23 protein-coding genes are annotated in these 24,920 nt (G+C 60.6%); 5 read left to right on the top strand and 18 right to left on the bottom strand.

The window, feature by feature from the left end:
- Positions 1-199: 199 nt before the first annotated feature.
- The gene (gene ppc / locus AACY36_RS00465) at positions 200-2,827 is read right to left on the bottom strand and encodes a phosphoenolpyruvate carboxylase (protein WP_339427103.1); all 2,628 of its coding nucleotides are present in this window, start codon (positions 2,825-2,827) and stop codon (positions 200-202) included.
- Positions 2,828-3,011: 184 nt separating this feature from the next.
- Here ppc and AACY36_RS00470 point away from each other — a divergent pair, with 184 nt between their 5' ends.
- The 3 genes from AACY36_RS00470 to AACY36_RS00480 all read left to right on the top strand — a co-directional run bounded on the left by AACY36_RS00470 (position 3,012) and on the right by AACY36_RS00480 (position 4,905).
- Positions 3,012-3,356 (top strand): pilin assembly protein, encoded by a 345-nt coding sequence (locus AACY36_RS00470; protein ID WP_339418182.1) that lies wholly within the window; start codon positions 3,012-3,014, stop codon positions 3,354-3,356.
- 282 nt (positions 3,357-3,638) lie between these two features.
- Positions 3,639-4,064: a DUF4398 domain-containing protein gene (locus AACY36_RS00475; RefSeq protein ID WP_339418183.1), complete on the top strand. Its 426-nt coding sequence runs from the start codon at positions 3,639-3,641 to the stop codon at positions 4,062-4,064.
- Positions 4,065-4,119: 55 nt separating this feature from the next.
- Complete coding sequence (locus AACY36_RS00480; RefSeq protein WP_339418184.1) at positions 4,120-4,905, top strand: OmpA family protein; 786 nt, start codon at positions 4,120-4,122, stop codon at positions 4,903-4,905.
- 29 nt (positions 4,906-4,934) lie between these two features.
- Here AACY36_RS00480 and AACY36_RS00485 read toward each other — a convergent pair whose 3' ends face one another.
- The 17 genes from AACY36_RS00485 to AACY36_RS00565 all read right to left on the bottom strand — a co-directional run bounded on the left by AACY36_RS00485 (position 4,935) and on the right by AACY36_RS00565 (position 22,166).
- Complete coding sequence (locus tag AACY36_RS00485) at positions 4,935-5,129, bottom strand: hypothetical protein (protein ID WP_339418185.1); 195 nt, start codon at positions 5,127-5,129, stop codon at positions 4,935-4,937.
- A 202-nt stretch (positions 5,130-5,331) separates the two neighbouring features.
- Positions 5,332-5,622 carry a hypothetical protein gene (locus AACY36_RS00490; protein ID WP_339418186.1) on the bottom strand — a complete coding sequence of 97 codons (291 nt, stop codon included), beginning with the start codon at positions 5,620-5,622 and terminating at the stop codon, positions 5,332-5,334.
- A gap of 204 nt (positions 5,623-5,826) precedes the next feature.
- Positions 5,827-6,153, bottom strand: a complete 327-nt coding sequence (locus tag AACY36_RS00495; RefSeq protein WP_017738324.1) for a hypothetical protein — start codon at positions 6,151-6,153, stop codon at positions 5,827-5,829.
- On the bottom strand, positions 6,150-7,055 hold the full coding sequence (locus AACY36_RS00500) for an alpha/beta hydrolase (protein ID WP_339418187.1): 906 nt from the start codon (positions 7,053-7,055) through the stop codon (positions 6,150-6,152). The genes AACY36_RS00495 and AACY36_RS00500 overlap by 4 nt, the downstream gene beginning before the upstream one ends.
- Before the next feature lie 163 nt (positions 7,056-7,218).
- Positions 7,219-8,496 (bottom strand): flavohemoglobin expression-modulating QEGLA motif protein, encoded by a 1,278-nt coding sequence (locus AACY36_RS00505; RefSeq protein ID WP_339418188.1) that lies wholly within the window; start codon positions 8,494-8,496, stop codon positions 7,219-7,221.
- A 21-nt stretch (positions 8,497-8,517) separates the two neighbouring features.
- Positions 8,518-9,078, bottom strand: coding sequence for a hypothetical protein (locus tag AACY36_RS00510; protein WP_339418189.1), 561 nt, complete (start codon positions 9,076-9,078; stop codon positions 8,518-8,520).
- Positions 9,079-9,224: 146 nt separating this feature from the next.
- Positions 9,225-9,941, bottom strand: coding sequence for a TetR/AcrR family transcriptional regulator (locus tag AACY36_RS00515; RefSeq protein WP_339418190.1), 717 nt, complete (start codon positions 9,939-9,941; stop codon positions 9,225-9,227).
- Positions 9,942-10,047: 106 nt separating this feature from the next.
- Positions 10,048-11,547 (bottom strand): lysine--tRNA ligase, encoded by a 1,500-nt coding sequence (gene lysS, locus AACY36_RS00520; protein WP_339418191.1) that lies wholly within the window; start codon positions 11,545-11,547, stop codon positions 10,048-10,050.
- A gap of 78 nt (positions 11,548-11,625) precedes the next feature.
- A protein-coding gene (gene prfB / locus AACY36_RS00525; protein WP_339418192.1) for a peptide chain release factor 2 occupies positions 11,626-12,721 on the bottom strand; the annotation gives its coding sequence in 2 pieces (ribosomal slippage) (positions 11,626-12,648 and positions 12,650-12,721; 1,095 coding nt in all).
- A gap of 173 nt (positions 12,722-12,894) precedes the next feature.
- Positions 12,895-13,896: a PleD family two-component system response regulator gene (locus AACY36_RS00530; RefSeq protein ID WP_339418193.1), complete on the bottom strand. Its 1,002-nt coding sequence runs from the start codon at positions 13,894-13,896 to the stop codon at positions 12,895-12,897.
- Between the two features lie 52 nt (positions 13,897-13,948).
- The gene (locus AACY36_RS00535) at positions 13,949-14,959 is read right to left on the bottom strand and encodes a chemotaxis response regulator protein-glutamate methylesterase (protein WP_339418194.1); all 1,011 of its coding nucleotides are present in this window, start codon (positions 14,957-14,959) and stop codon (positions 13,949-13,951) included.
- Positions 14,956-17,223 (bottom strand): hybrid sensor histidine kinase/response regulator, encoded by a 2,268-nt coding sequence (locus AACY36_RS00540; RefSeq protein WP_339418195.1) that lies wholly within the window; start codon positions 17,221-17,223, stop codon positions 14,956-14,958. The genes AACY36_RS00535 and AACY36_RS00540 overlap by 4 nt, the downstream gene beginning before the upstream one ends.
- Positions 17,220-17,921 (bottom strand): chemotaxis protein CheW, encoded by a 702-nt coding sequence (locus AACY36_RS00545; protein ID WP_339418197.1) that lies wholly within the window; start codon positions 17,919-17,921, stop codon positions 17,220-17,222. The genes AACY36_RS00540 and AACY36_RS00545 overlap by 4 nt, the downstream gene beginning before the upstream one ends.
- Positions 17,918-19,177, bottom strand: a complete 1,260-nt coding sequence (locus AACY36_RS00550; protein WP_339418199.1) for a CheR family methyltransferase — start codon at positions 19,175-19,177, stop codon at positions 17,918-17,920. Before AACY36_RS00550 ends, AACY36_RS00545 begins: the two co-directional genes overlap by 4 nt.
- On the bottom strand, positions 19,174-19,686 hold the full coding sequence (locus AACY36_RS00555) for a chemotaxis protein CheW (RefSeq protein WP_339418201.1): 513 nt from the start codon (positions 19,684-19,686) through the stop codon (positions 19,174-19,176). Before AACY36_RS00555 ends, AACY36_RS00550 begins: the two co-directional genes overlap by 4 nt.
- A complete protein-coding gene (locus AACY36_RS00560) occupies positions 19,686-21,308 on the bottom strand; it encodes a methyl-accepting chemotaxis protein (RefSeq protein WP_339418203.1) in 1,623 nt (540 codons plus the stop codon). Before AACY36_RS00560 ends, AACY36_RS00555 begins: the two co-directional genes overlap by 1 nt.
- Positions 21,309-21,455: 147 nt before the next feature.
- Complete coding sequence (locus AACY36_RS00565; RefSeq protein ID WP_065872488.1) at positions 21,456-22,166, bottom strand: tellurite resistance TerB family protein; 711 nt, start codon at positions 22,164-22,166, stop codon at positions 21,456-21,458.
- 191 nt (positions 22,167-22,357) lie between these two features.
- Between AACY36_RS00565 and AACY36_RS00570 the strand changes: the two genes are divergently transcribed.
- Both AACY36_RS00570 and AACY36_RS00575 read left to right on the top strand, forming a co-directional pair.
- Positions 22,358-23,269: a LysR family transcriptional regulator gene (locus AACY36_RS00570; protein ID WP_339418205.1), complete on the top strand. Its 912-nt coding sequence runs from the start codon at positions 22,358-22,360 to the stop codon at positions 23,267-23,269.
- A gap of 133 nt (positions 23,270-23,402) precedes the next feature.
- Entirely contained in the window at positions 23,403-24,860 is a 1,458-nt protein-coding gene (locus AACY36_RS00575; protein WP_339418206.1) for a gamma-aminobutyraldehyde dehydrogenase, read from the top strand.
- The last annotated feature ends 60 nt before the right edge of the window (positions 24,861-24,920 follow it).

Consider the following 24,920-nt stretch of genomic DNA (forward strand, 5'->3'; position numbering starts at 1 on the left):
GTCCAAAACGGCCAAAGGCTGATCAAGATACACAGCAGGCCCTAACCACACAAGCCGCCGAAAGTCGCAGGAACCGTGCCCGGCTTACGTCATAGGTAGGGGTGTGCCTGAGTGCAACCCAGCCGCATAAACGCCAGCCGCCCTTTTCAGGACGGCCGACGTGGTTTATCTGCAAGCCATTGAGAACACGCAAAAAACCTTAGCCGGTGTTACGCAAACCAGCGGCAATACCGGCCACAGACACCAGCAGCGCCTGTTCCAGAGGGCTGTCTTGCGCCGCTTCCTGCTGGCGCGAGCGTGCCAGCAGCTCGGCTTGCAGCAAGTGCAAGGGGTCGAGGTAGGTGTTGCGCAGGCGGATGAACTCTAGGGTGTCTGGGCTATGGGCAAGCAGTTGCGACTGACCGGTCAGGCCAAGCACCACGCCGCACGCCTGCGACAATAGGTCGCGCAGGTGCACACCCAATGGCAGCAGGTCTGGCTGCACCAGCCGCTCGTCATACAGACGGGCGATATCGGCATCGGCCTTGGCCAGCACCATTTCCAGCATGTCGATGCGCGTACGGAAGAACGGCCATTGCTCACGCATCTGCCCCAGCAGTTCGCCTTCGCCGCGCTCCAGCGCCTTGCTCAGCGCCGCTTCCCAACCAAGCCAGGCCGGCAGCATCAGGCGGGTCTGGGTCCAACCGAAGATCCATGGGATCGCGCGCAGGCTTTCAATCCCGCCCGCACGGCGCTTGGCCGGGCGACTGCCCAATGGCAAACGGCCCAGTTCCTGTTCCGGCGTGGACTGGCGGAAATACTCAACGAACTGCGGATTTTCCCGCACGACGGCGCGGTAAGCGCTGACACCGTCTGCCGCCAATTCATCCATCAAATGGCGCCAGGCCGGTTCAGGCGGCGGCGGTGGCAACAGCGTGGCTTCGAGTACCGCCGCCAGGTACAGATTCAGGTTCTGTTCGGCGATATCCGGCAGGCCGAATTTGAAGCGAATCATTTCGCCCTGCTCAGTGGTACGGAACCGCCCCGCCACCGAACCCGGTGGCTGCGACAGGATCGCCGCGTGCGCCGGGCCGCCGCCACGGCCGACCGTGCCGCCACGACCGTGGAACAACAGCAATTCCACTTGTTGTTCGCGGCAGATATCCACCAGCCGTTCCTGTGCCCGGTACTGCGCCCAGGCAGCGGCGGTGGTGCCGGCATCCTTGGCTGAGTCCGAGTAGCCAATCATTACTTCCTGCGGGCCCTGCAAACGCGCGCGATAGCCCGGCAACAGCAACAGTTGCTCGATCACAGGACCGGCGTTATCCAGGTCGGTCAGGGTTTCGAACAGCGGCACCACGCGCATCGGCCGTTGCACGCCTGACTCTTTAAGCAGCAGTTGCACTGCCAGCACGTCCGACGCCGCGCCCGCCATGGAGATGACATACGAACCCAGGGAGGCGGCCGGTGCGGCGGCGACTTCCTTGCAGGTGTTGAGCACCTCGGCCGTATCGGCCGACGGCTTGAAATAACTCGGCAATAGCGGTCGACGGTTGGACAACTCCTTCATCAGGAAGCTGATGCGCGCGTCTTCGTCCCAGTCTTCGTAACGTCCCAGACCCAGATAATCGGTGATCTCGGTCATCGCCGCCGAATGGCGACTGGAGTCCTGGCGCACGTCCAGGCGTACAAGGAATAAGCCAAAGGTCACGGCCCGACGCAGGCAGTCGAGCAATGGGCCATCGGCAATCACGCCCATGCCGCACTCGTGCAGCGACTGGTAGCACAATTCCAGCGGCTCCAGCAGGTCACGGTTGTTTTGCAACACCTCGGCCGGCGCCGGGGTGCTGCTGCTCAACGCCGTGTGTGCCCATTGGCGCGTGGCGCGCAGGCGTTCGCGCAGTTGCTTGAGCAACGCGCGATAAGGCTCCACGCTGTCACCGACCTTGGCCTGCAACGCCGGGCTGGCCTGTTGCATCGACAGCTCCGAGGCCAGGTGATCGATATCACGCAGGTACAAGTCGGCCGCCATCCAGCGCGCCAACAGCAACACTTCGCGGGTGACCGGCGCAGTGACATTCGGGTTGCCGTCACGGTCGCCGCCCATCCAGGACGCAAAGCGGATTGGCGCCGCTTCCAGGGGCAGGCGCAGGCCGGTGGCGGCGTGCAACGCCTGGTCAGCCTTACGCAGGTAATTAGGGATGGCGTGCCACAGCGAATGCTCGATCACCGCAAAGCCCCACTTGGCCTCGTCCACCGGAGTGGGCCGGGTGCGGCGGATTTCTTCGGTGTGCCAGGCTTCAGCGATCAGCCGTTGCAGGCGCTGGCGGATCTGCTCGCGCTCGGCGGTAGTGAGGTCGCGGTGATCCTGCAGGGCCAGTTGGGCAGCAATGGCATCGTATTTCTGGATCAGGGTACGGCGCGCCACTTCAGTAGGGTGAGCGGTGAGGACCAGTTCAATCTCCAGGCGCCCCAACTGGCGGGCCAGGGATTCGTTGCTATGCCCTTCACTTTGCAGGCGGGCAAGCAACTCCGGCAATACGCGGGATTCAAACGGCGCGGCTTGCGACTCATCGCGTCGGTGAATCAGTTGGTATTGCTCAGCGATGTTGGCGAGGTTGAGGAATTGATTGAACGCACGGGCCACCGGCAACAGTTCGTTTTCCTGCAACTGATTCACGCGGGTACTCAGTTCATCGCCAGCGCCGCGGCGATCAGCCTTAGCGCCTTTGCGGATCTGCTCGATCTTGTCGAGGAAATCATCGCCGTACTGCTCTCGAATCGTGTTGCCCAACAGCTCACCCAGCAGGTGAACATCCTCACGCAAGCGTGCATCGATATCACTCATCAGCCAATCTCCAGCCAGAAATCCGGGACGCGCAGGTCTGTCAGAGTGCCGCCAGCGTCCATTTATGACAAGACTTTAAACCTTGTGAGTTGTAGCGAGTCTCAAGGTTGAGTCGTCGCGTTTACCTACGCAGACGACTGGTTGCTCATCACCGCCTGCCAACGCGCGCTTTATTGAGGTTGCCATGAAAATCCGAGAATTGGCCCAGCACTGGGAAGAGAACGCCAAGGGTCGCCTGACCAAAACCGAGTACGCGATTCATCTGGATGTAGAGGCCGCCGCGAGGCTGGCGGCCATCGCCGAAATGTACCCCAAGCGTCAGACCGAAGAATTACTTGGCGAGTTGATCGGCGCGGCCCTGGAAGAGCTTGAAGAGAGCTTTCCCTACGTCAAGGGCGAGCATGTGATTGCCACCGACGAAGAAGGCGACCCCCTTTACGAAGATGTCGGTGCTACCCCTCGCTTCCTGTCACTTTCGCGGCGTTTTCTGCACGACCAGTCGGCCAGCGACGAAGACCCACAACGCTGACCCCCCTCTTCAAAACTTCCTTTTCACCCAATTATTTCGGGCTTTTATCAAGCCCGGCATACCGTTCGTGCAGCAGAAAGTTCCAATTTTTGGACCTGACCAATCAGTCAAAAATTTTTTTAGGCAATTCGCCATCTTCGCTGAACTATTCAAAAAAGCCTCGGGTCACACCGAGTAAGCCATCACTTGGAACAGCCGTTTGAATAGGCGTCCGCAGCTTTACCGCTAGCCCGCCGCCGCTGACCACCTGAGATGGATTTTGATGTTATTAGGAGCTATCTAATGGAGTTGAAGACGATGAAGACCAGCACTGCCAAAACCTCGTTTAACCCTCTGCGCGGGCTCAAGTTGGCCGCGCTGGCAATCGGCACAAGCTTCGTTTTGGCTGGCTGCGCCGGCAACCCTCCGACCGAGCAATATGCGGTCACCCAGTCTGCGGTGAACAGCGCTGTCAGCGCCGGTGGCACCGAGTACGCAGCTGTAGAAATGAAGTCGGCCCAGGACAAGCTCAAGCAAGCTGAGATTGCCATGCACGACAAAAATTACGAGGAAGCCCGTCGCCTGGCCGAACAAGCCGAGTGGGACGCTCGCGTTGCAGAGCGCAAGTCCCAGGCTGCCAAGGCTGAACAGGCTTTGAAGGATTCCCAGAAGGCTGTTGATGAGTTGCGTAAGGAAGGCATGCGCCCGGCTGCTATCCAGCAGAAGTAAGACGCTTCCTGTGACCGAATCGCACCCGATAAAGAATTGAAAGGACGACACGACTATGCGTAAACAATTGATGATCCCTGCCCTGCTGGCGATGAGCGTTGCACTGGCGGCTTGCTCCACCCCGCCGAACGCGAACCTGGAAAATGCACGGACCAACTTCTCGTCCCTGCAAACCAACCCGCAAGCGACCAAGCTCGCGGCGCTGGAAACCAAGGACGCCAGCGAATGGCTGGACAAGGCTGACAAGGCTTACCGCGACAAGGAAGACCAGAAGAAAGTCGACCAACTGGCCTACCTGACCAACCAGCGTGTTGAAGTGGCCAAAGACACCATCGTGCTGCGCGAATCCGAAGCCAAGCTGAAAAACGCCGGCGACGAACGCGCCCGCGCTTTGCTGGAGGCTCGTGATGCGCAGATCAAGCAGCTGCAAGACAGCTTGAACGCCAAGCAGACCGATCGCGGCACCCTGGTGACCTTCGGTGACGTGCTGTTCGCCACCAATAAATCTGATCTGAAATCCAGCGGCCTGGTTAACATCACCAAGCTGGCTCAGTTCCTGCGCGACAACCCGGACCGTAAGGTGATCGTCGAAGGCTACACCGACAGCACCGGTTCCGACTCGTACAACCAGAGCCTGTCGGAGCGCCGTGCAGCCTCCGTGCAACGCGCACTGGCTCAGCAAGGCGTGGACATCTCGCGCATCGTGACCCAGGGCTATGGCAAGGAATACCCGGTTGCCGACAACACCAGCGTGTCGGGCCGTGCCATGAACCGCCGCGTTGAAGTGACCATCTCCAACGACAACCAGCCGGTCAAGCCACGGTCTTCCGTTGCTAACTGATTGATTGGCGCCGCATAAGAAAACCCACTTCACGGTGGGTTTTTTTTCGGCTCGTCAAACTGAATGGTGCGATTCGTATCCTCGGCAGGCATTTCAATCTTTGCGCTGGCCGGCTCATCCATCCGTTGATCGCGCTTGTACCTGCGAGCGGCTTCCTGTTCCAGCGCCACATGCTGTCTTGCCATGGCCAACATGTTTTCCAATACAGGAATATGTATTTTCATCCTCGACCCAATCTGAGTAGGTTGCACCATTTTATGTGGGAGTTTGAGTCGAAACGGTTCCAGACATTTCCTCCGCAAGTGTCCCCGGCAACGGCGTGAGCTGCCGCGCCACACGTTACACCGCCCGCTCCGTTGCTGGTTGTCGGTTTGAATCAACATGAAAAAACCGCCCGATAGAGGCGGTTTTTTGAGGGCGCGCGAATTAAACGCCGACCTTGCCTGAGCCCTGTGTCTGCGGCATTTGGATTTGGCCCTGACTGCCAGCCTGACCATCTTGTGCGCCTTGATCGCCTTGCGCGCCCTGAGACTTTTGTGCCAGCAGCTTCTCCAGCAGTTTCATCAGTTCATCGAGGCCACCTCCGCCCTCGCTACCCTGACCGCCTTTAGCACCTTGTGCCTGCATGTCTTTGATTTTGTTTTGAACGTCTCGAATCTGCTGATCGAGGCCTTGGTTTGATTGGGAGCCCCCGCCAACATTGGCACCAGCGCCCATGCTCCCTACGCCCGACACTCCGTTTATACCAGCCATATATGCTCACTCCAGACTAATGAAAAAATGGGCTGATCAGCATTGCCAATCAGCCCATAATCTGTGGTGAGCGCGCCAGACTGGTTCCAGCCGGCTGAACGCCTGACAGGCGTTAAATCATTAATCGGTACGTAAAATGGACCTTTCCCACAGCGCTGAAAACAGCGTTCACTGCTGCAATTGCGGGGTTTCTTGCCCCATGCATCGCACGGCCTGCTTCTTGTTGTTCACCAGCACACCGCTGAGGCCTTTCTGCTCGGTGTCGAACATCACCAGCACGCCATCCACGCATTGCGCGACTTGCGCGGCCGGGGTCAGGGAGATCTTGTAGTCCTCGCCGGGCACGGTCTTGAGCATGGTGAAATCGCTGAGCAGCAGCGCATCTTCGGGTTTGGCAAAGTGCAGGTAACCGTAGAACCACAGGCAACCGACGGTACCGATGATAGTGCCAATACCGGTGAGGATCAGCGGGATCATATTGCGTTCTTCGCTCATTGCGGGCTCTCTGATGAATCCACTCTTGGAGTGGGATAGTTCGGAATTTCGCCCAGGCGGCGTAGGCCGTTGAAGTGCCGCGGGTCGTCCAGGTAGCGCAGCATCACGGTTTGCCAGGTCTTGTCGGCAAAGGTTTGCACATGGCCGCCCCGGGTTAACTGCAGCACCCTTGGCGGCGGCGCGGCTTGGTACAGGCGGATGCCATTGGCCACTGGCACAACCGGGTCATCCAGGCTGTGAAACAACAGTTTCGGCACACCCGTCAGCTGAGGCATGGCGCGGATAGCACTGTCGGCGTCCGGTACCAGCCAGGACAGGGGCACTTGAAACGGCCATGTTAACCAGGAGGTACTTAGGGCGAATTGTCCTACGTCACGATAACTGGCGGGCACGCCGTCCAGCACCAGCGCCTTGAGCCGGGATTGGCGTTCCGGGTGGGCTGCCAGGTAGTGCACCGCCAGCGCGCCACCCAGGCTTTGGCCCAGAACGATCAGCGGCTGGCCCTGGGTTTCGGGCGCCTTGTCGATCCAGCGGAACGCCGCATCAACATCCTGATAGACCGCGGGTAATGATGGCGTGCCTTCCGACAGCCCATAACCGCGATAGTCCAGCAGCAGCACTTGGTAACCCTGCTCAGGCAACCACCAACTGCCGCCCAGGTGCCAGGCCAGGTTGCCGCCGTTGCCGTGCAAGTGCAGCACCGTACCCTTGAGCGGCACGCCGGGCTTGGCCGGTAGCCACCAGGCGTGCAGCTTCACGCCGTCGGCGGTGGTCAAGGTGACGTCGCGGTATTGCAGGTGGGCTTTTTCCGGTGTGAAAGGCAGGCCGGGCTCGGGGTAGAACAGCAGGGAGCTGCAGCCGTTCAAAGTGAGTAGCAGGCACAAAATGCCGAGGATTCTCATCCGTTGAAGCCTCGCTGGAAGGTTGTACTCATTTCTCAAGAACAAATGAGATCAAATGTGGGCGCTGGGGTAGCCTGCGATAACGGTGTATCAGTCACAGGTGTTTTCACTGAATGACCGCCATCGCAGGCGACCCAGCTCGCACATGTTTGGCGCGGTTTCTTCAAAGGATATTCGAATAATCCGCCTCAATCCGGTCCAGGCTCAAATGATTGAGGAAGTTGGAAAAGCACATCCATGCCGCCAGTGCATTCATGTCGCGGAACTGCTCCGGCAGGTACTTGGGCGGCACCACGAGGCCTTCGTCGACCAACTGACGCAGGGTTCGCATGTCTTCCAGGGTGGTCTTGCCGCAGAACAGCAGCGGCACTTGCTCCAGCTTGCCTTTACGCACGGCGAGCTGAATGTAGTTGTAGACCATGATAAAGCCCTTGAGGTAGGACAGATCCTTGGTAAACGGCAGACCGTTCGGCACCGAGCCACGGAATACGCGACTGGCGTTGCCATAGCTTTCGCCCATCTCAAAGCCTTGCTCGCGGAAGAACTCAAACACCTGCAGGAAGTCGGCGCCCTCCTCCACCATGTGAATGGCACGGGTGCGGTTGGTCAGTTTGCGCAGGCGGCTCGGGTAGGAGGCAAAGGTGATGATTTCCATCAGGATCGCCAGGCCTTCCTGAGTCACGGTGGAGGACGGCGGGCCCTTGGACAGGAACGTGCAGATCGGTTGGTTCTGCCCGTTTAGCGTGGTGCCAACATGCACCAGGCCTTCATGCACTTCCAGGGCCCGCACGTCGCGGTCATTGAACATCGCGTCGGCGCGGATCTTGATGTAGTCGGCGCCCGCCGCGGCGTCAGCGACAATACCGTCGGACTCAAACACGCGGATAGTCTCTTCGGCCTCGCCAAATACCTTGTTCAGGCGTGTTTGCAGCAGCGCCACGGCGTCCTGGGCGGTGAGGGTCTTGGCTTCATCCTTCAAATCGCCACGGCCGTCGATGTTGTTCAGATAGTCAGAAAGCATCAGGCCCAGGTCCGCCAGGGTCGGGTCGCCCGCGTGGAACGCATCGGAGGCGGCGCCATAGAGTTCCTGGGATATCAGGCCGAAATCCTCGGTACCGCGCGCTTCAAGCATGCGCACCACCATGCGATATTCCCGGCACATGCGGCGCATGATCTGCCCCACGGGGCTGAACTGGCCGAGGCGACGGGTAATGTCGCGCTCGATGTTCTGGAACTCCAGCTTTACCGCGCTGGAGTCGAACGTCAGTGGCCGATTCAGGTAATAGTCGCGGTCCACGGCGGGCATTTCCTTGCCCTTGGCCTTGAGGAATCCCTGACGAATGTTGTCGTCCCACTTCACGGCGTCGAGGACGCGAATCGGTGTCTGCGCCAGCACAATGCGATCAGACAAGGTGCGTATCGTCTGCTGGTAATCGTCCACCCGGTGCTTCCTCTTTAAACGTTATTTGCCCGTGCGCTGGTAGCGCACGGCTTCCACGAATACATCGGCGTTGGCCGGGTCATCCAGGTAGGCAAACACTTGGTCCATGGGGCTGTCGACCAATACGCCGTCGCCTTCCACGGTTTCCACAGTACTGCCGTGCAACGTCTTTTGGCCTATCGCTTGGTGGATCTGCTCAAGGTCCAGGTTATAGACCACCAATTCATGTTTTTCGCCGCTCTTACCCTCAAAGTCAAACCCCGCCAGGATGAAATGCCCGCCCAGTTTGGCCGGCAACGGCGCCGACAAGTACCAGCGGCTACCATGCCGGGAAACAGTAAACAGGTACTCATCACGCGGGCCCGGCTTGGCTGTAGGGTAGCTCACGGCTTTATAACGGTGGTCCCCCACGCGAGTGATGTGCAGGTTGAGCGGCTCGCCCCAGGCGTTTTTGCTCGACCATTTCCCCAGCAGGGCCGGCGGCGCGGCCTCATGGGCCGGCAGCGGGTCCTTGAAGGTCACCAGGCAACCGCTGAGCAGCAGGAACGACAAGGCAATTACCGCGATTCGCCAGGCTTTCATCGTGTACTCCACTGAATATCGTGCATGGCACCCGTTTATGTGGGAGCTGGCTTGCCTGCAATGGCATCAACCAACCGTGCCTGATTTACCGAGTTGTCTGCAGCGCAGGCAAGCCAGCGCCCACATAAAGCAGCGTCGACTTGTGACTACACCGAGGCCAACACCAAATGCATGTAACGCTTGAGAATTTCAAGCATCTCTTCACCGGTCAGAGGCTCTGCGCCGCTCAGCAGGCCCTGATATTCCATCCGACTGATTATCGCCGTCAACACTTTGGCATCCTGTTGCGGTTCGCGGGAGCCCAGTACCTGGAAAAACTGCTCAGTGCCCTGCAACAGAATCTGCTGATGGGAACGCACCAGTTCTGCCAGCCGCGGGTTCAGAAGCGCTTCCTGGCGAAAGGCCTGCTCGGCCATCAGGTGCTCACGGCGGTTGGTCAGTTGGCGCAACACGTAGTCAGCGGTCAAACGCGCAATATCATCGGCCAGTTGTGAACGCGACTGTGGGCTGCCATCGCCATAGGCGACCATTTCGCGCAGCAGGCCCTCGTTACGTACCCATAGCTTGCCCATGAACGCGGCACTGCGTTCGACGTATTGAGCGAAGGTATCGGTGAGCAAGTCGTCGATATCCTTGAAATAGTAGGTCGTGGCCGACAACGGCACCCCCGCCTCTGCCGCGATTGCACGATGGCGCACGGCCCGTACGCCATCACGCACCACGATGCGCATCGCCGCATCGAGAATGTCTTGCCTGCGTTGCTCACTGCCTCGGCGACTGGCCTTACGGCCCTGGTACTGGACGCTTTCAGCCACGGCAGCAGCAATGCCGGCGGCGCCTTCTTGAGCCATTACGCGGTTCACGACACACATCCTTGAATAGATCAAAACCTGGCGCTGTTTGCTTGACGCTTATAAACGCCGCATAAAAAAGCCGCCTTATAAAAGGCGGCTCTGGATTTCGCTAAGGTTACGCTTGTGGCCGCATGTGCGGGAACAGGATCACATCGCGGATCGACGGCGAGTTAGTCAACAGCATCACCAGGCGATCGATGCCGATCCCTTCACCGGCGGTTGGCGGCATGCCATATTCCAGGGCGCGCACGAAGTCGGCATCGTAGTGCATGGCTTCGTCGTCGCCGGCGTCCTTGTCGGCCACCTGGGCCATGAAACGCTCGGCCTGGTCTTCCGCATCGTTCAACTCGGAGTAGGCGTTGGCGATTTCGCGGCCGCCGATGAACAATTCGAAACGGTCGGTGACGTTCGGGTTGTCATCGTTGCGACGGGCCAGCGGCGATACTTCGAACGGGTACTGGGTAATGAAGTGCGGCTGTTCCAGCTTGTGCTCCACCAACTCTTCGAAAATCATCACCTGCAATTTGCCCAGGCCTTCGAAGCCCAACACTTTTGCGCCGGCTTTCTTGGCAATGGCGCGTGCCTTGTCGATGTCGGTCAGGTCGTCAGCGGTCAACTCGGGGTTGTACTTGAGGATCGAATCGAACACCGACAGGCGCACGAACGGTTCGCCAAAGTGGAACACCTTGTCGCCGTACGGCACGTCAGTGCTGCCCAGGACCAACTGCGCCAGTTCGCGGAACAGTTCTTCAGTCAGGTCCATGTTGTCTTCGTAATCGGCGTAGGCCTGGTAGAACTCCAACATGGTGAATTCTGGGTTGTGACGCGTCGAAACGCCTTCGTTACGGAAGTTGCGGTTGATCTCGAACACTTTCTCAAACCCGCCAACCACAAGGCGCTTGAGGTACAGCTCAGGCGCGATACGCAGGAACATTTCCAGGTCCAGTGCGTTGTGGTGGGTTTCGAACGGCTTGGCTGCAGCACCACCGGGGATGGTTTGCAGCATCGGGGTTTCAACTTCCAGGAAGTCACGCTGCATCAAGAAGCTGCGGATGTGCGCGATGACTTGCGAACGCACGCGGAAGGTGTGGCGCACGTCTTCGTTGACGATCAGGTCAACATAGCGCTGGCGGTAGCGCTGCTCGGTGTCGGTGAGACCGTGGTGCTTGTCCGGCAGCGGGCGCAGGGATTTGGTCAGCAGGCGTACGCTGGTCATTTCAACGTACAGGTCGCCCTTGCCGGAACGGGCCAGGGTACCCTCGGCGGCGATGATGTCGCCCATGTCCCAGGTTTTCACCGAGGCCAGGGTATCTTCAGGCAGGGTCTTGCGGTTGACGTAGACCTGGATGCGACCGGTCATGTCCTGGATCACCATGAACGAGCCGCGGTTGAGCATGATGCGACCTGCCACCTTGACCGGGATCGCCGCTTCCGCCAGCTCTTCCTTGGTCTTGTCCGCGTATTGCTTCTGCAAGGCATCGCAGTAGTTTTCGCGGCGGAAGTCGTTGGGGAAGGCATTGCCCTTGGCGCGCTCGGCAGCCAGCTTTTCCTTGCGCAGGGCGATCAGGGAGTTTTCTTCCTGTTGCAGGGCTTGGTCGAGTTGTTGGTCGCTCATGTCTTTAAATATTCCATCAGGTTCGTTGCCCCCGGCCTGCGGCCGGGGATCGCCGGCGTGCCGGCTCCTAAAAAAGGGTTACAGGCCTGACTTCAGGCTGGCTTCCAGGTATTCGTCGATATCACCGTCGAGCACCTTGTCGCAGTCGCTGCGTTCGATGTTAGTGCGCAAATCCTTGATCCGCGACGCATCAAGCACATAAGAACGGATCTGGTGACCCCAGCCGATATCCGACTTGGTGTCTTCCAGCGCCTGGGAAGCGGCGTTGCGCTTCTGCATTTCCTGCTCGTACAACTTGGCCCGCAGCATTTTCATGGCGGTGTCCTTGTTCGCGTGCTGGGAGCGTTCGTTCTGGCAGCTGACCACGGTGTTGGTCGGTACGTGGGTAATACGTACGGCCGAGTCGGTGGTGTTTACGTGCTGGCCACCGGCACCGGAGGAGCGGTAGGTATCGATGCGCAGGTCGGCCGGGTTGATCTCGATCTCGACCTTGTCGTCGATCTCTGGCGAGACGAAAACAGCAGAGAACGAGGTGTGGCGACGGTTGCCGGAGTCAAACGGGCTCTTGCGCACCAGGCGGTGCACGCCGATCTCGGTGCGCAGCCAGCCAAAGGCGTACTCGCCCTTGATATGCACGGTCGCGCCCTTGATACCGGCGACTTCACCGGCGGACAGTTCCATGATCGTCGCTTCGAAACCGCGCTTGTCAGCCCAGCGCAAGTACATGCGCAGCAGGATGTTGGCCCAGTCCTGGGCTTCGGTACCGCCGGAACCGGCCTGAATGTCTAGGTAGGCGTTGTTCGGGTCCATTTCGTGGCTGAACATGCGGCGGAATTCGAGCTTGGCGAGGTTGTCCTCAAGACGGGCCAGCTCGGCGACGACATCGCCCACTGCGCCTTCGTCGTCTTCTTCGACGGCCATGTCCAGCAGGTCACGGCAATCAGCCAGACCGGTGTTCAGTTCATCGAGGGTGTCGACGATCTGCGCCAGCGCAGCGCGCTCGCGGCCCAGTTCCTGGGCGTATTCAGGTTTGTTCCAGACAGCAGGATCTTCAAGCTCGCGATTGACTTCGGTCAGACGCTCATGCTTTTGATCGTAGTCAAAGATACCCCCGAATAGTTTCGGAGCGCTCGGACAGGTCCTTGATGGTGTTAAGGATCGGGTTGATTTCCATGGCGGGCAGCACTCGTTGGCGAACTTTTGAAAGCCGGCGAGTATAACGGCAAACGGGGGGGAACGGCAGCCCGCTGGGCGAAAAGGCGCGGGCCTTGTACACGATCCATAGAACGATACGGATCAAACTCGTGAGCAAGCCCGCTCCCACATTAGATTTCCAGCGCCTTCAGGTCACTCAATCCCCACCTGATTGCGCCCATTATGCTTGGCCGTATACAACCCCTTGTCCGCCGCCATGATCAACTGTCGGCAGTCCGTGCCCTGCACCGGTGTCATGGTCGACAGGCCGATGCTGATGGTCAGGCTCGCCCCCTCAGCCGGCGCTATGTGTGGGATTTTCAGCGCGGCAACGGCCATGCGTAGCTTTTCAGCCACCAGGCGTGCGCCGCCCGGCGAGGTGTTCGGCAGTACCAAGGCGAACTCTTCACCGCCGTAGCGCGCCGGCAGGTCCGAGGGGCGACTGCTGGCTTCGCGGATGGTGTCGGCGACCTTGCGCAAGGCTTCGTCGCCTTCGACGTGGCCGAAGCTGTCGTTGTAGGTCTTGAAAAAATCCACGTCGATCATCAGCAGCGACAGTTGGGTCTGGTCGCGCATGGCACGACGCCATTCCAGTTCCAGGTATTCGTCGAAGTGGCGGCGGTTGGACAGCCCGGTGAGGCCGTCGGAGTTCATCAAGCGTTGCAGCACCAGATTGGTGTCCAGCAGTTGCTGCTGGCTGACTCGCAGCGCTCGATAAGCCGCGTCCCGTTGCAACAAGGTCATGTAGGAGCGCGAGTGATAGCGGATGCGCGCCACCAGTTCGATATTGTCCGGCAGCTTGACCAGGTAGTCGTTGGCGCCGGCCGAAAACGCCGCACTCTTGATCAGCGGGTCTTCCTTGGTGGAAAGCACGATGATCGGAATGTTTTGCGTGGCCGGGTGGTTGCGGTATTCGCGCACCAGCGTCAGGCCGTCGAGGCCAGGCATCACCAAGTCTTGCAGGATAACGGTCGGTTTGATGCGGATCGCCTGGGCAATCGCCTGGTGCGGGTCGGCGCAGAAGTGGAAGTCGATGTTTTCTTCATGGGCCAGGCCACGTCGCACGGCTTCGCCGATCATGGCTTGGTCGTCGACAAGCAACACCATGGCAGCATTTTCATCGGTCTTGATGTCGTCGATCTGTAAATCATTCATGTGCAATCACCTGAATTACTTTCCTGCTGGCCAGCACCCTGGAGGGTCTTGATCATTTTGCGAAGACCTCCAGTAATCGGGGCGCAATTGTGTCCAGTGGGCGAATTTCAACAGCAGCATCAATCGCCGCCGCCGCTTTGGGCATGCCATACACCGCCGAGCTCTGCTGATCCTGGGCGATGGTTAGATAACCTTGTTCACGCAGCAACTTGAGGCCTTGGGCCCCGTCGCGCCCCATACCAGTCAGCAAGACGCCAACGGCGTCACCATTCCAGTGGCTCGCCACGCTTTCGAAAAACACGTCGATCGACGGCCGGTAAATCTCGTTCACTGGCTCTGCGGTATAGGCTAGCGTGCCATTCTTCAACAGACGAATATGGTGGTTGGTGCCGGCCAGCAGCACGACACCGCTTTGCGGTGGCTCACCCTCGCGGGCCAGGCGCACCGGCAGGCCAGAGGCGCTGCTCAGCCACTCGGCCATGCCGGCGGCAAACACCTGGTCCACATGCTGCACCAGTACGATGGCGGCGGGAAAGTCTTGAGGCAAACCCTTGAGCAGGATTTCCAGGGCCGCCGGGCCACCTGCCGAGGAACCGATAGCCACCAGACTCTGGCGCTTGCCGGTGGCGCGCGGCGGGGCGGCGTCGGCACGCAGGCGGCTGCCACGCTGGCCGATCAACCAGCCGATATTGAAGATCTTGCGCAGCAGCGGCGCCGCGGCATCCTTGGGGTTGCCCACGCCCAGCGGCGGCGTGTCCACCACATCCAGGGCGCCATGGCCCATGGCTTCGAACACGCGGCTGACATTGGCTTGGCGGTCGACGGTGACGATAACGATGGCACACGGGGTCTCGGCCATGATCTGCCGAGTGGCTTCCACGCCGTCCATTACGGGCATGATCAAGTCCATCAGGATCAGATCCGGGGTCAGCTCAGCGCAGCGCTGCACCGCTTCCAGGCCATTGGCTGCCACCCACACAACCTGGTGAGCAGGTTCGAAACTCAAGGCACGGCGAAGGGCCTCAACCGCGAGGGGCATGTCATTGACGATTGCGATCCTCATGCGCGCGCGCCTCCGATCAGTTCCACCACCGCGTCCAGCAACGCGTCATCATGGAAACTGGCTTTGGCTAAATAATAGTCGGCGCCGGCATCCAGTCCACGACGCCGGTCTTCTTCGCGATCCTTGTAGGACACCACCATCACCGGCAACGATTGCAGGCGACTGTCACGGCGCAAGAGTGTGACCAATTCAATACCGTCCATGCGAGGCATATCAATGTCTGTGATCAGCAGGTCGAAGTCTTCGGAACGCAGGGCGTTCCAGCCGTCCATGCCATCGACCGCGACGGCCACTTCATAGCCACGATTGAGTAACAATTTGCGTTGCAGCTCACGCACGGTCAGCGAGTCATCCACCACCAGCACCCGTTTACGCGGCGCCTCGGTGGTTTGTTGACTGCGCCGGGCAATACGTTCCAAACGCCCGGTGTTGAGCAACTTGTCCACCGAACGCAGCATGTCTTCAACGTCGACGATCAACACCACCGAGCCGTCGTCGAGCAAGGCGCCGGCGGAGATGTCCTGGACCTTGCCCAGGCGATCATCCAGCGGCAACACCACCAGCGTACGCTCGCCGATAAAACGCTCCACGGCAATCCCGTACACGGCATCGCGCTCGCGGATCACCACCACTTTCAACGTGTCTGACTGACTCTGCCCCGCCGGGCGCTGCAACAACTGGCTGGCGGCAACCAGGCCGACATGCCGGCCCTCGTGCCAGAAATGCTGGCGGCCTTCGAGTTGCACAATATCGTCGGGCGCCAGGTCGCACATGCGCTCGATATGGGCCAGCGGGAACGCGTAGGCTTCTTCGCCGACCTCCACCACCAGGCTGCGCACCACCGACAAGGTCAACGGCACTTCCAGGTGGAAACGACTGCCCTGCCCCGCCGCCTGCTCCAGCACCACCGCACCCCGCAGTTGGCGGACCATGTGTTGCACCGCATCCAGGCCGACCCCGCGCCCGGACACTTCGGTGACCTTGTCGCGCAGGCTGAACCCCGGCAGGAACAGGAACGTCAGCAGCTCTTCTTCGCTCAGGCGCAGGGCGGTTTCCAACGGCGACAGATGTCGATCGACGATGGTGCCGCGCAAGCGCTCCAAGTCGACGCCATTGCCGTCGTCGCTCAACTCCAGCACCAACAAACCGGCCTGATGGGACGCGCGCAGGCGGATCAGGCCTTCAGCCGGCTTGCCCGCGAGCAGGCGTTGCTCAGGCATTTCAATGCCGTGGTCAACGGCATTGCGCAACAAATGGGTGAGTGGCGCTTCGAGCTTTTCCAGCACGTCGCGGTCGACCTGAGTCTTTTCACCCTCTATCTCCAGGCGCACCTGCTTGCCCAGGCTGCGGCCAAGGTCGCGCACCATGCGCACCTGCCCAGCGAGGACATCGGCAAACGGTCGCATACGGCAGGCCAGGGCGGTGTCATACAGCACTTGGGCACGCTGCCCGGCCTGCCAGCCGAACTCGTCCAGCTCGGCATGTTTTTCCGCCAGCAAGGCCTGGGCTTCGCTCAACAAGCGGCGGGTGTCGGCCAAGGCTTCCTGGGCCTCGAGGTTAAAACCCACGGTTTTGAGCTGGCCGTCCAACGTGTCGAGGGCGCGCACGCTTTGGCTTTGAATGCGTTTGAGGCGCTGTAGGCTGGCCAGGTAGGGCTTGAGCCGCTGGGTTTCCACCAGGGATTTGCTCGACAGGTCGAGCAAGCTGTTCAAGCGCTCGGCGGTCACCCGCAGTACGCGCTCGCCGCCTTCGGTCATGCGTTTGTTCTGGCGCGGCGGCTCGGCGGTAATCGGCGGAGCGGGCTCGGGTTCCGGCGGCAGTTCTTCAACGACCGGCTCCGGCGCTGCCGGCGGCGTAGCCTTGACCGGCGCCTGGGACGGGCCCAGCAGGCGCTCCATCAACGCCACATAAGCTTCGATGTCCGCCGGCCCCACGTCATTGCCCGGCGTGGCGATGCGCATCAGCAGATCAGTGCCTTGCAGCAGCGCATCAATATGTTCGGGTTGCAGGTACAGGCGGCTTTCCTGGGCGCTGACCAGGCAATCCTCCATGACGTGGGACACGCTGACTCCGGCGTCCACCCCAACGATGCGCGCGGCGCCCTTGAGCGAGTGCGCCGCGCGCATGCACGCTTCAAGCTGGTCAGCCTGGGTCGGGTTGCGTTCCAGGGCCAGCAGGCCCGCGCTGAGTACCTGGGTCTGCGCATCAGCTTCCAGGCTGAACAGTTCCAGCAGTGAGGCGTCGCGCATCTGGTCGGGGGTCATGTGAGGCTCCGGGTCACGGCGGACAACAATTGCGCCTCGTCCAGCCAACGCAGGCTGCGGCCTTTCCACTGCAGCACACCCTGGGTAAAGCGGCCGCTGGCCTGGGTGCCGGAGGCCGATGCGGCCTTCAGGGTGCGCTCATCAACAGCATGGATACCGTCGACTTCATCCACCGGCACCACCACCGGACCATCCTGGGCGGCGATGATCAACATGCGCGGCATGATGCGCCCACCGCTGGCGCTCTGGGGGGTGGCGTCCAGGCCCAGCAACTCCACCAGCGACAGGCACGCCACCAGCGCGCCGCGCACGTTGGCCACGCCAAGCAAGGCGCGGGAGCGTTGGTGTGGCAGGGAGTGAATCGGTTGCAACGGCGCCACTTCCACCAGGCAACGGGTGGCAATGCCCAGCCATTCTTCGCCGAGGCGGAACATCAGCAGGGAATGCGTGACCACCTCCTCGCCCAATTCGACCGCGTTGTACGCGCGATGCGCGTCCTGCTGCAATGCGTAGCGATCCAGCAATCGCGTGGCCGCAGCCGAGTACACCGAGCAGTTGCGGCAATGGATGTGGTCCGCCAGCAACGGGCAGGACTTGTCGCCATGGATGCCGATGCGGTTCCAACAGTCATCGATGGCTTGGGTGTCAGCCAGGGTCAGGTCCAGGCCTGCGGTATCGAGCGCCTCGGTGTTATTCATCGCTTGGACTCACTGTCAGCTCGCTCGCTCCGCGCGGCGCGCGCCTGCAAGCGGCGCGCCCCCGCGCTGTCACCCTGGGACTCAAGCAACGCGGCCAGGTGCATCAACGCCTGCGGATGCTGGGGTTCCAGGTACAAGGCTTTTCGATAATAGCCCTGGGCCTCCAGGGCACTGCCGGCCACGTCGCTGAGCAGCCCAAGCCAGTAGAACACTTGGGCGGCCGGCGGGTGGTTGTTCAGGTATTGCTCGCAAGCGGCGCGGGCATCAAGGCTTTTGCCTTCGTTGGCCAGGGAGGCGATCCGACTGAGCAGATCAGCCGCGTCGGAATGCGCCACCTTGATTGGCAACACTTGGGCGCTGACCGCGCTGAAGGGCCGCGGCCTGGTGGGAATCGGCGCCGCACTGCGCTGCGGGAAGGGCGCGGCGATAGGCACAAACACCGGCTCCGGCTTGACCGGCTCAGCCTGCCGACTGAACGCAAATGACTGCGGTACACCAATCGAACGCATGCCATGGCGCCCCAGCAGGCTGCCCTCGGCCGGGCCGATAAACAGCACGCCCTCCTCATGGGTCAAGCCTTTGAGCACATCAAACACTTGCTTCTGGGTCGGCTGGTCGAAATAGATCAACAGGTTGCGACAGAACACAAAGTCGTAGCTCGCCTCATTGGCCAGCAGCGCCGGGTCAAGCAGGTTGCCGACTTGCAGGCGCACCTGTTCGCGCACGCGGTCGGCGATGTGGTAGCCGTCACCGAATTCGGTGAAATGTCGGTCGCGAAACGCCAGATCGCCGCCGCGAAACGAGTTCTTGCCATACACCCCGCGTCGCGCGCGCTCAACCGACAGTGGGCTGACATCCAAGCCCAGCACCTTGAACTGGTGCGGAGCCAAACCGGCATCCAGCAGCGCCATGGCAATCGAATAAGGTTCTTCGCCGGTGGAGCACGGCAGGCTGAGGATGCGCAGGGCGCGCATCTGCTTGATGTCGAGCAGGCGGGCCTTGGCCAAGCGGGAGAGGGTTGCAAAGGATTCGGGATAACGGAAAAACCAGGTCTCGGGAACGATTACCGCCTCGATCAGCGCCTGCTGTTCATCCTCGCAGCTTTGCAGGTGCTGCCAGTATTCGCCGGCCCCTTGGGCATTGACGGCCTGGCTGCGTTGGCGCACCGCACGCTCGATAATGGCTTCGCCCACAGACGCAACGTCCAGGCCGATGCGCTCTTTCAGGAAGGCAAAAAAACGCGGGTCGTGGCTCATACGCTCGGCTCTGCAGAAAACAGCAAGGCGCGCACTTCGTCGGTGAGCAATTCGTTAACCCCAATCCACTGCATCAAACCCAAGGTGTCTTCACGCACCAGCCCCAGGTAAGGCGCCTCGCGGTTATCCAGGCCATAAGGCTTGAACTCGCCAAGGTCGCAACGCAGGGTGTCGGTGGCTTGTTCCAGGATCAGCCCCAGCCAACGCGCTTGAACCCAAGACTGCGGTTGATAATTGACCAGCACCAGGCGCGTGCTGGTGCGCGCCTGGGCCGGCGTACCGAAGGCCAGGGCGCTGAGGTCGATGACCGGCACCAGCGCGCCACGATGGGCAAAAATGCCCGACACCCACTGCGGTGCATGGGCAATCGGTTTGAGTGGCAGGCGCGGCAGTACCTCGGCGACTTCCGTGGCCCTGAGGGCAAAACGCTCGTCGCCGATGTGGAACACCAGGAACAACGCCTTTTTCGCTGCCGGGACGACACCGTGTCTAGCCGCGTGATCGCTCATCAGACTTTGAAACGCGACACGCCGCTGCGCAGACCGACCGCAACCTGGCTCAGCTCATCAATGGCAAAGCTGGCCTGGCGCAGCGAGTCGACAGTCTGGCTGCTGGCATCCCCCAGTTGCACCAACGCGTGGTTGATCTGCTCGGCGCCGGTAGCCTGGGCCTGCATGCCTTCGTTGACCATCAACACCCGCGGCGCCAGCGCCTGTACCTGATGGATGATCTGCGACAGCTGCTCGCCCACTTGCTGCACTTCGAACATGCCGCGACGTACTTCTTCGGAGAACTTGTCCATGCCCATCACACCTGCGGACACCGCCGACTGGATCTCGCGCACCATCTGCTCGATGTCGTAGGTGGCCACGGCGGTCTGGTCGGCAAGGCGGCGAACTTCGGTGGCAACCACGGCAAAACCGCGACCGTATTCACCGGCCTTCTCGGCCTCGATGGCCGCGTTGAGCGACAGCAGGTTGGTCTGGTCAGCGACCTTGACGATGGTCACCACCACCTGATTGATGTTGCCGGCCTTCTCATTGAGGATCGCCAGCTTGGCGTTCACCAGGTCGGCGGCGCCCATCACCGAGTGCATGGTTTCTTCCATGCGCGCCAGGCCTTGCTGCCCGGAACCGGCGGCGACCGACGCCTGGTCGGCAGCGGTGGACACTTCGGTCATGGTGCGCACCAGGTCCTTGGACGTGGCAGCGATTTCGCGGGACGTGGCGCCGATCTCAGTGGTAGTCGCAGCGGTTTCAGTGGCGGTGGCCTGTTGCTGCTTGGACGTGGCGGCAATCTCGGTGACCGAGGTGGTCACCTGCACCGACGAGCGCTGGGCCTGGGACACGAGGCCGGTGAGCTCGGTCATCATGTCGTTGAAGCCGGTCTCTACCGCACCGAATTCGTCCTTGCGCTCCAGGTTCAGGCGTTTGCTCAGGTCACCGGTGCGCATGGTTTCAAGGATCTCGACGATGCGCTGCATCGGCGCCATGATCGCGCGCATCAGCAGCAGGCCGCAAAGGCCGGCGGCAAGGATGGCGATAAGCAGCGACACAGCCATGCTGATCTTGGCCGACAAGACTGCCTCGTCGATCGCCGCCGTGGCGCGGTCAGACACGTTCTTGTTTTCAGTGATGATGTCGTTGAGTTTCATGCGCCCTTCAGTCCAGATAGGCGTCAATTGCTCCTCGACCAATACGCTAGCCCCTGGCAGGTCGTTGGCTTCGATGCGCTCCAGCACCTGGGCGAGGACTTTGTTGTACGTCGTGTGCGCCGCCTTGAAGTTATCGAATTCCATGCGGTCAGCCTGGTTATGAATGGTTTTTTCATAGTTGGCCATCTGCTGTTCGATACGCGCTTCGAAGGACTTGTAGTGCGACCTATCGTTGTTGCTGAGCGTTTTTCCGTCGCGCAGACCAATGATATCGACGGTTTCAAGGTAGCTGTCGACCCACGCGCTGCGGATCATCGAGCTGAGGTAAACGCCCGGTACCGCGTCGTCACGCACCACCTCCTGGCTGGTTTCGATCTTCAGCAACCGTGAGTAGGAGACCACAACCATTAACAGCATGATGGCGATAATGACCGCAAAGCTTGCCAAGATCCGTTGGCGCAAGGTCCAGTTCTTCACAGTAATTCCTCGAAGGGCCATTCAAATGGGGGGAGTATAGCTGAGCAGGTGCCCTCATTTATCAATGGGTTTTTATGCAGCGCGCACGAAATGCAAAAACACCCCGGGCTGCTAAGGCAGCCGGGGTGATTGTATTAACAAGCGCGTTTAAAGTGTGGCCTGGCGCACCTGTTTTTCCAGCTCCAACTTCAACCCAGGCTCGAGTTTAAGCTGACGGGCCAGTTCATCGAGGTAGGACTTCTCCATGAAATTCTCCTCATCCACCAGCATCACACTGGCGATGTACATTTCGGCGGCCATTTCCGGAGTGCCGGCTGCCCGCGCCACATCGGCAGGGTCCAGGGGTTTGTTCAGTTCGGCATGCAGCCAGCTTTGCAGCTCGCGGTCGTTATCCAGCTTGGTGAACTCGCCTTCGATCAGCGCGCGCTCGCGCTCGTCCACATGGCCGTCAGCCTTGGCTGCCGCGACCAGCGCCTTGAGAATGCCTTGGCTGTGTTGCTCAACCTGAGCCGGTGGCAGGCGGTCGATGGTTTGCGGCTCACCCTGGGGTGCATTGGCCTGTTGCGCTTGCCAGTTACCGTAAGCTTTGTAGGCAATCACCCCCAACGCCGCCAACCCACCGTAAGTCAGGGCCTTGCCGCCGAAATTGCGCGCCTTCTTATTGCCCAGCAACAGGCCCATCGCGCCGGCTGCCAGCGCACCGCCACCCGCACCACCGAGCAGGCTGCCCAAGCCGCCACCGCCGAGCAAGCCGCCAAGAGCGCCTTTATCGTCCTGTTTCCGCTGGCCGCCGGCCTTGTTTTGCAACATGTCCTGGCCAGACTTGAGCAACTGATCGAGCAATCCACGGGTATTCATTCAAAGCCTCCAGACACTTGGGTTCGTAGGACCCATAGGCCTCCAGCGTAAAACTAAGTGCCAAAAAGCCTTTGCTTAGAGTGCTTCCAGATGTAACGCAGCGCTTGCGGCTTGAAGCTTGCAACTGCCCTTCGCTTAAATCGATATACACTTGAGCAAATCTATAAAAACACCCCACTGGTAATTCCAGCATGATGACCTTGCGTCAAATCCGGCACTTTATTGCCGTGGCCGAGACCGGCTCGATCTCCGCCGCCGCGCAAACTGCGTTCATTTCCCAGTCCACACTGACCCTGGCGATCCAGCAACTGGAGCAGGAAATCGGCGTAAACCTGTTCAACCGTCACGCCAAGGGCATGACACTCACGCATCAAGGCCATCAATTCCTGCGCCAGGCGCACCTGATCCTCGCCACCGTCGACAACGCCAAGCGCAGCCTGCAACAGAGCACCGACCCAGTCGCCGGGCAGTTGGTCATCGGCGTGACCAGCCTGGTGGCCGGCTATTACCTCGCAGATTTGCTGACACGATTCCAGCGCGCCTACCCCAACGTGGAAATCCGCGTGATGGAGGATGAGCGCCCGTATATCGAGCATTTGCTGGTCAGCGGCGAGATCGACGTGGGCGTGCTTATCCTGTCCAACCTCGAAGACCGTCACGCCCTGCAAACCGAAGTACTGACTCATTCGCCTCACCGGTTATGGCTGCCGGCGCAACATCCGTTGCTGGAACACGACAGCATCAACCTGGCCGATGTGGCGCGCGAGCCGTTGATTCAGTTGAACGTCGACGAAATGGGCCATAACGCCCAGCGCATGTGGACCGGTGCGGGCCTGCAGCCGCATGTGACCCTGCGTACCGCCTCCACCGAAGCCGTGCGGAGCCTGGTAGCGGCCGGCCTGGGCGTGTCGATCCAGCCGGACATGACCTACCGCCCCTGGTCCCTTGAAGGCGACATTATCGAAGCGCGGCCGATTGCCGACCTCAGCCAAACCCTCGATGTAGGCCTGGCTTGGCGCCGCGGCACGGCGCGACCGGCACTGGTCGACCCGTTCCTGACGGTTGCGCGTGAACAGCCGCACCCACGCAAGCCATCTATTTAATCGAATGCTGCATTCAGTATTTAGTATTTGTTGACCTCGCGCCTGACCTCTACTCTCAGCTCATCCATAAGAGAAAGGTCAGGTGCCTCGTAAGAGAACGCCCATGGCCATCCAAGAAAAGAGATCGCGAAAAATGTCCGGCGCGCCCACCCCGCTGCTCACTGCGTTGCTGATCGACGGCGAACTGGTCCAGGGCCAGGGTTTTGTCGAGCCGATCCTCAACCCGGCCACCGGTGAAGTACTCACCCAGATCGCCGAAGCCAGCACCGAGCAGGTGGAGGCTGCGATCCTCGCCGCCCACCGAGCCTTTACCGGCTGGTCACGCACCACGCCGCAACAACGTTCGAACATCTTGCTGGGCATCGCCGATGCCATCGAAAAACAAGCCGACTACCTGGCCCGCCTGGAATCCCTGAACTGCGGCAAGCCCTTGCACCTGGCGCGCCAGGATGACTTGAGCGCCACTGTCGATGTGTTCCGCTTCTTCGCCGGCGCCGTGCGCTGCCAGACCGGGCAACTGAGCGGCGAATACCTGCCGGGCTACACCAGCATGGTGCGCCGCGACCCCATCGGCGTCGTGGCCTCGATTGCACCGTGGAACTACCCGCTGATGATGGCCGCGTGGAAAATCGCTCCAGCCCTGGCCGCCGGTAATACGCTGGTGTTCAAACCATCGGAGCACACGCCGCTGTCGATCCTGGCGCTGGCCCCTGTGCTTAAAGAGCGCTTGCCACGCGGAGTGATCAACATTCTGTGTGGCGGCGGCGAAGGCGTCGGCAGTCATCTGGTCAGCCACCCCAAGGTGCGTATGGTGTCGCTGACCGGCGATATCGTCACCGGGCAGAAAATCCTGCAAGCGGCCTCCAAAACCCTTAAACGCACGCACCTGGAACTGGGCGGCAAAGCGCCGGTGATCGTGTGCAACGATGCTGACCTGCATGCCGTGGTCGAGGGCGTGCGTGCCTATGGTTATTACAACGCCGGCCAGGACTGCACTGCCGCGTGCCGCATCTACGCCCAGGCCGGCATTCACGACAAGTTGGTTGCCGAGCTTGGCGCAGCGGTCAGCAGCCTGCGCTTTGCCGGTAAACGCGACGCGGACAATGAACTGGGCCCGTTGATCAGCACACGCCAGCGCGACCGTGTGGCCAGTTTTGTCGAACGCGCCCTCGGCCAGCCGCATATCGAACGCATCACCGGCGCGGCTGTGCATTCCGGCGCGGGCTTCTATTACCAGCCCACCCTGCTCGCCGGCTGTAAACAGAACGATGAAATCGTGCAGCGCGAAGTGTTCGGCCCGGTAGTGACCGTGACCCGCTTTGACGAACTGGAACAGGCGGTGGACTGGGCCAACGACTCCGAATACGGCCTGGCGTCCTCTGTGTGGACCCAGAACCTGGACAAGGCCATGCAAGTGGCGGCGCGCCTGCAATACGGCTGCACTTGGATCAACAGCCATTTCATGCTGGTCAGCGAAATGCCCCACGGCGGCTTGAAGCGCTCGGGGTATGGAAAAGACCTCTCGAGTGATTCATTGCAGGACTATAGCGTTGTCAGGCACATCATGGCCCGGCACGGAAATACACTTTAGCCGCAAGGTTCAAGCTGCAAGCTCCAAGTAAATACGGATGGGTTTTTCTTGCGGCTTGCA

The sequence above is a fragment of the Pseudomonas sp. EA_15y_Pfl1_P101 genome (assembly GCF_963970835.1).
GTDB classification, from domain to species: domain Bacteria; phylum Pseudomonadota; class Gammaproteobacteria; order Pseudomonadales; family Pseudomonadaceae; genus Aquipseudomonas; species Aquipseudomonas tritici.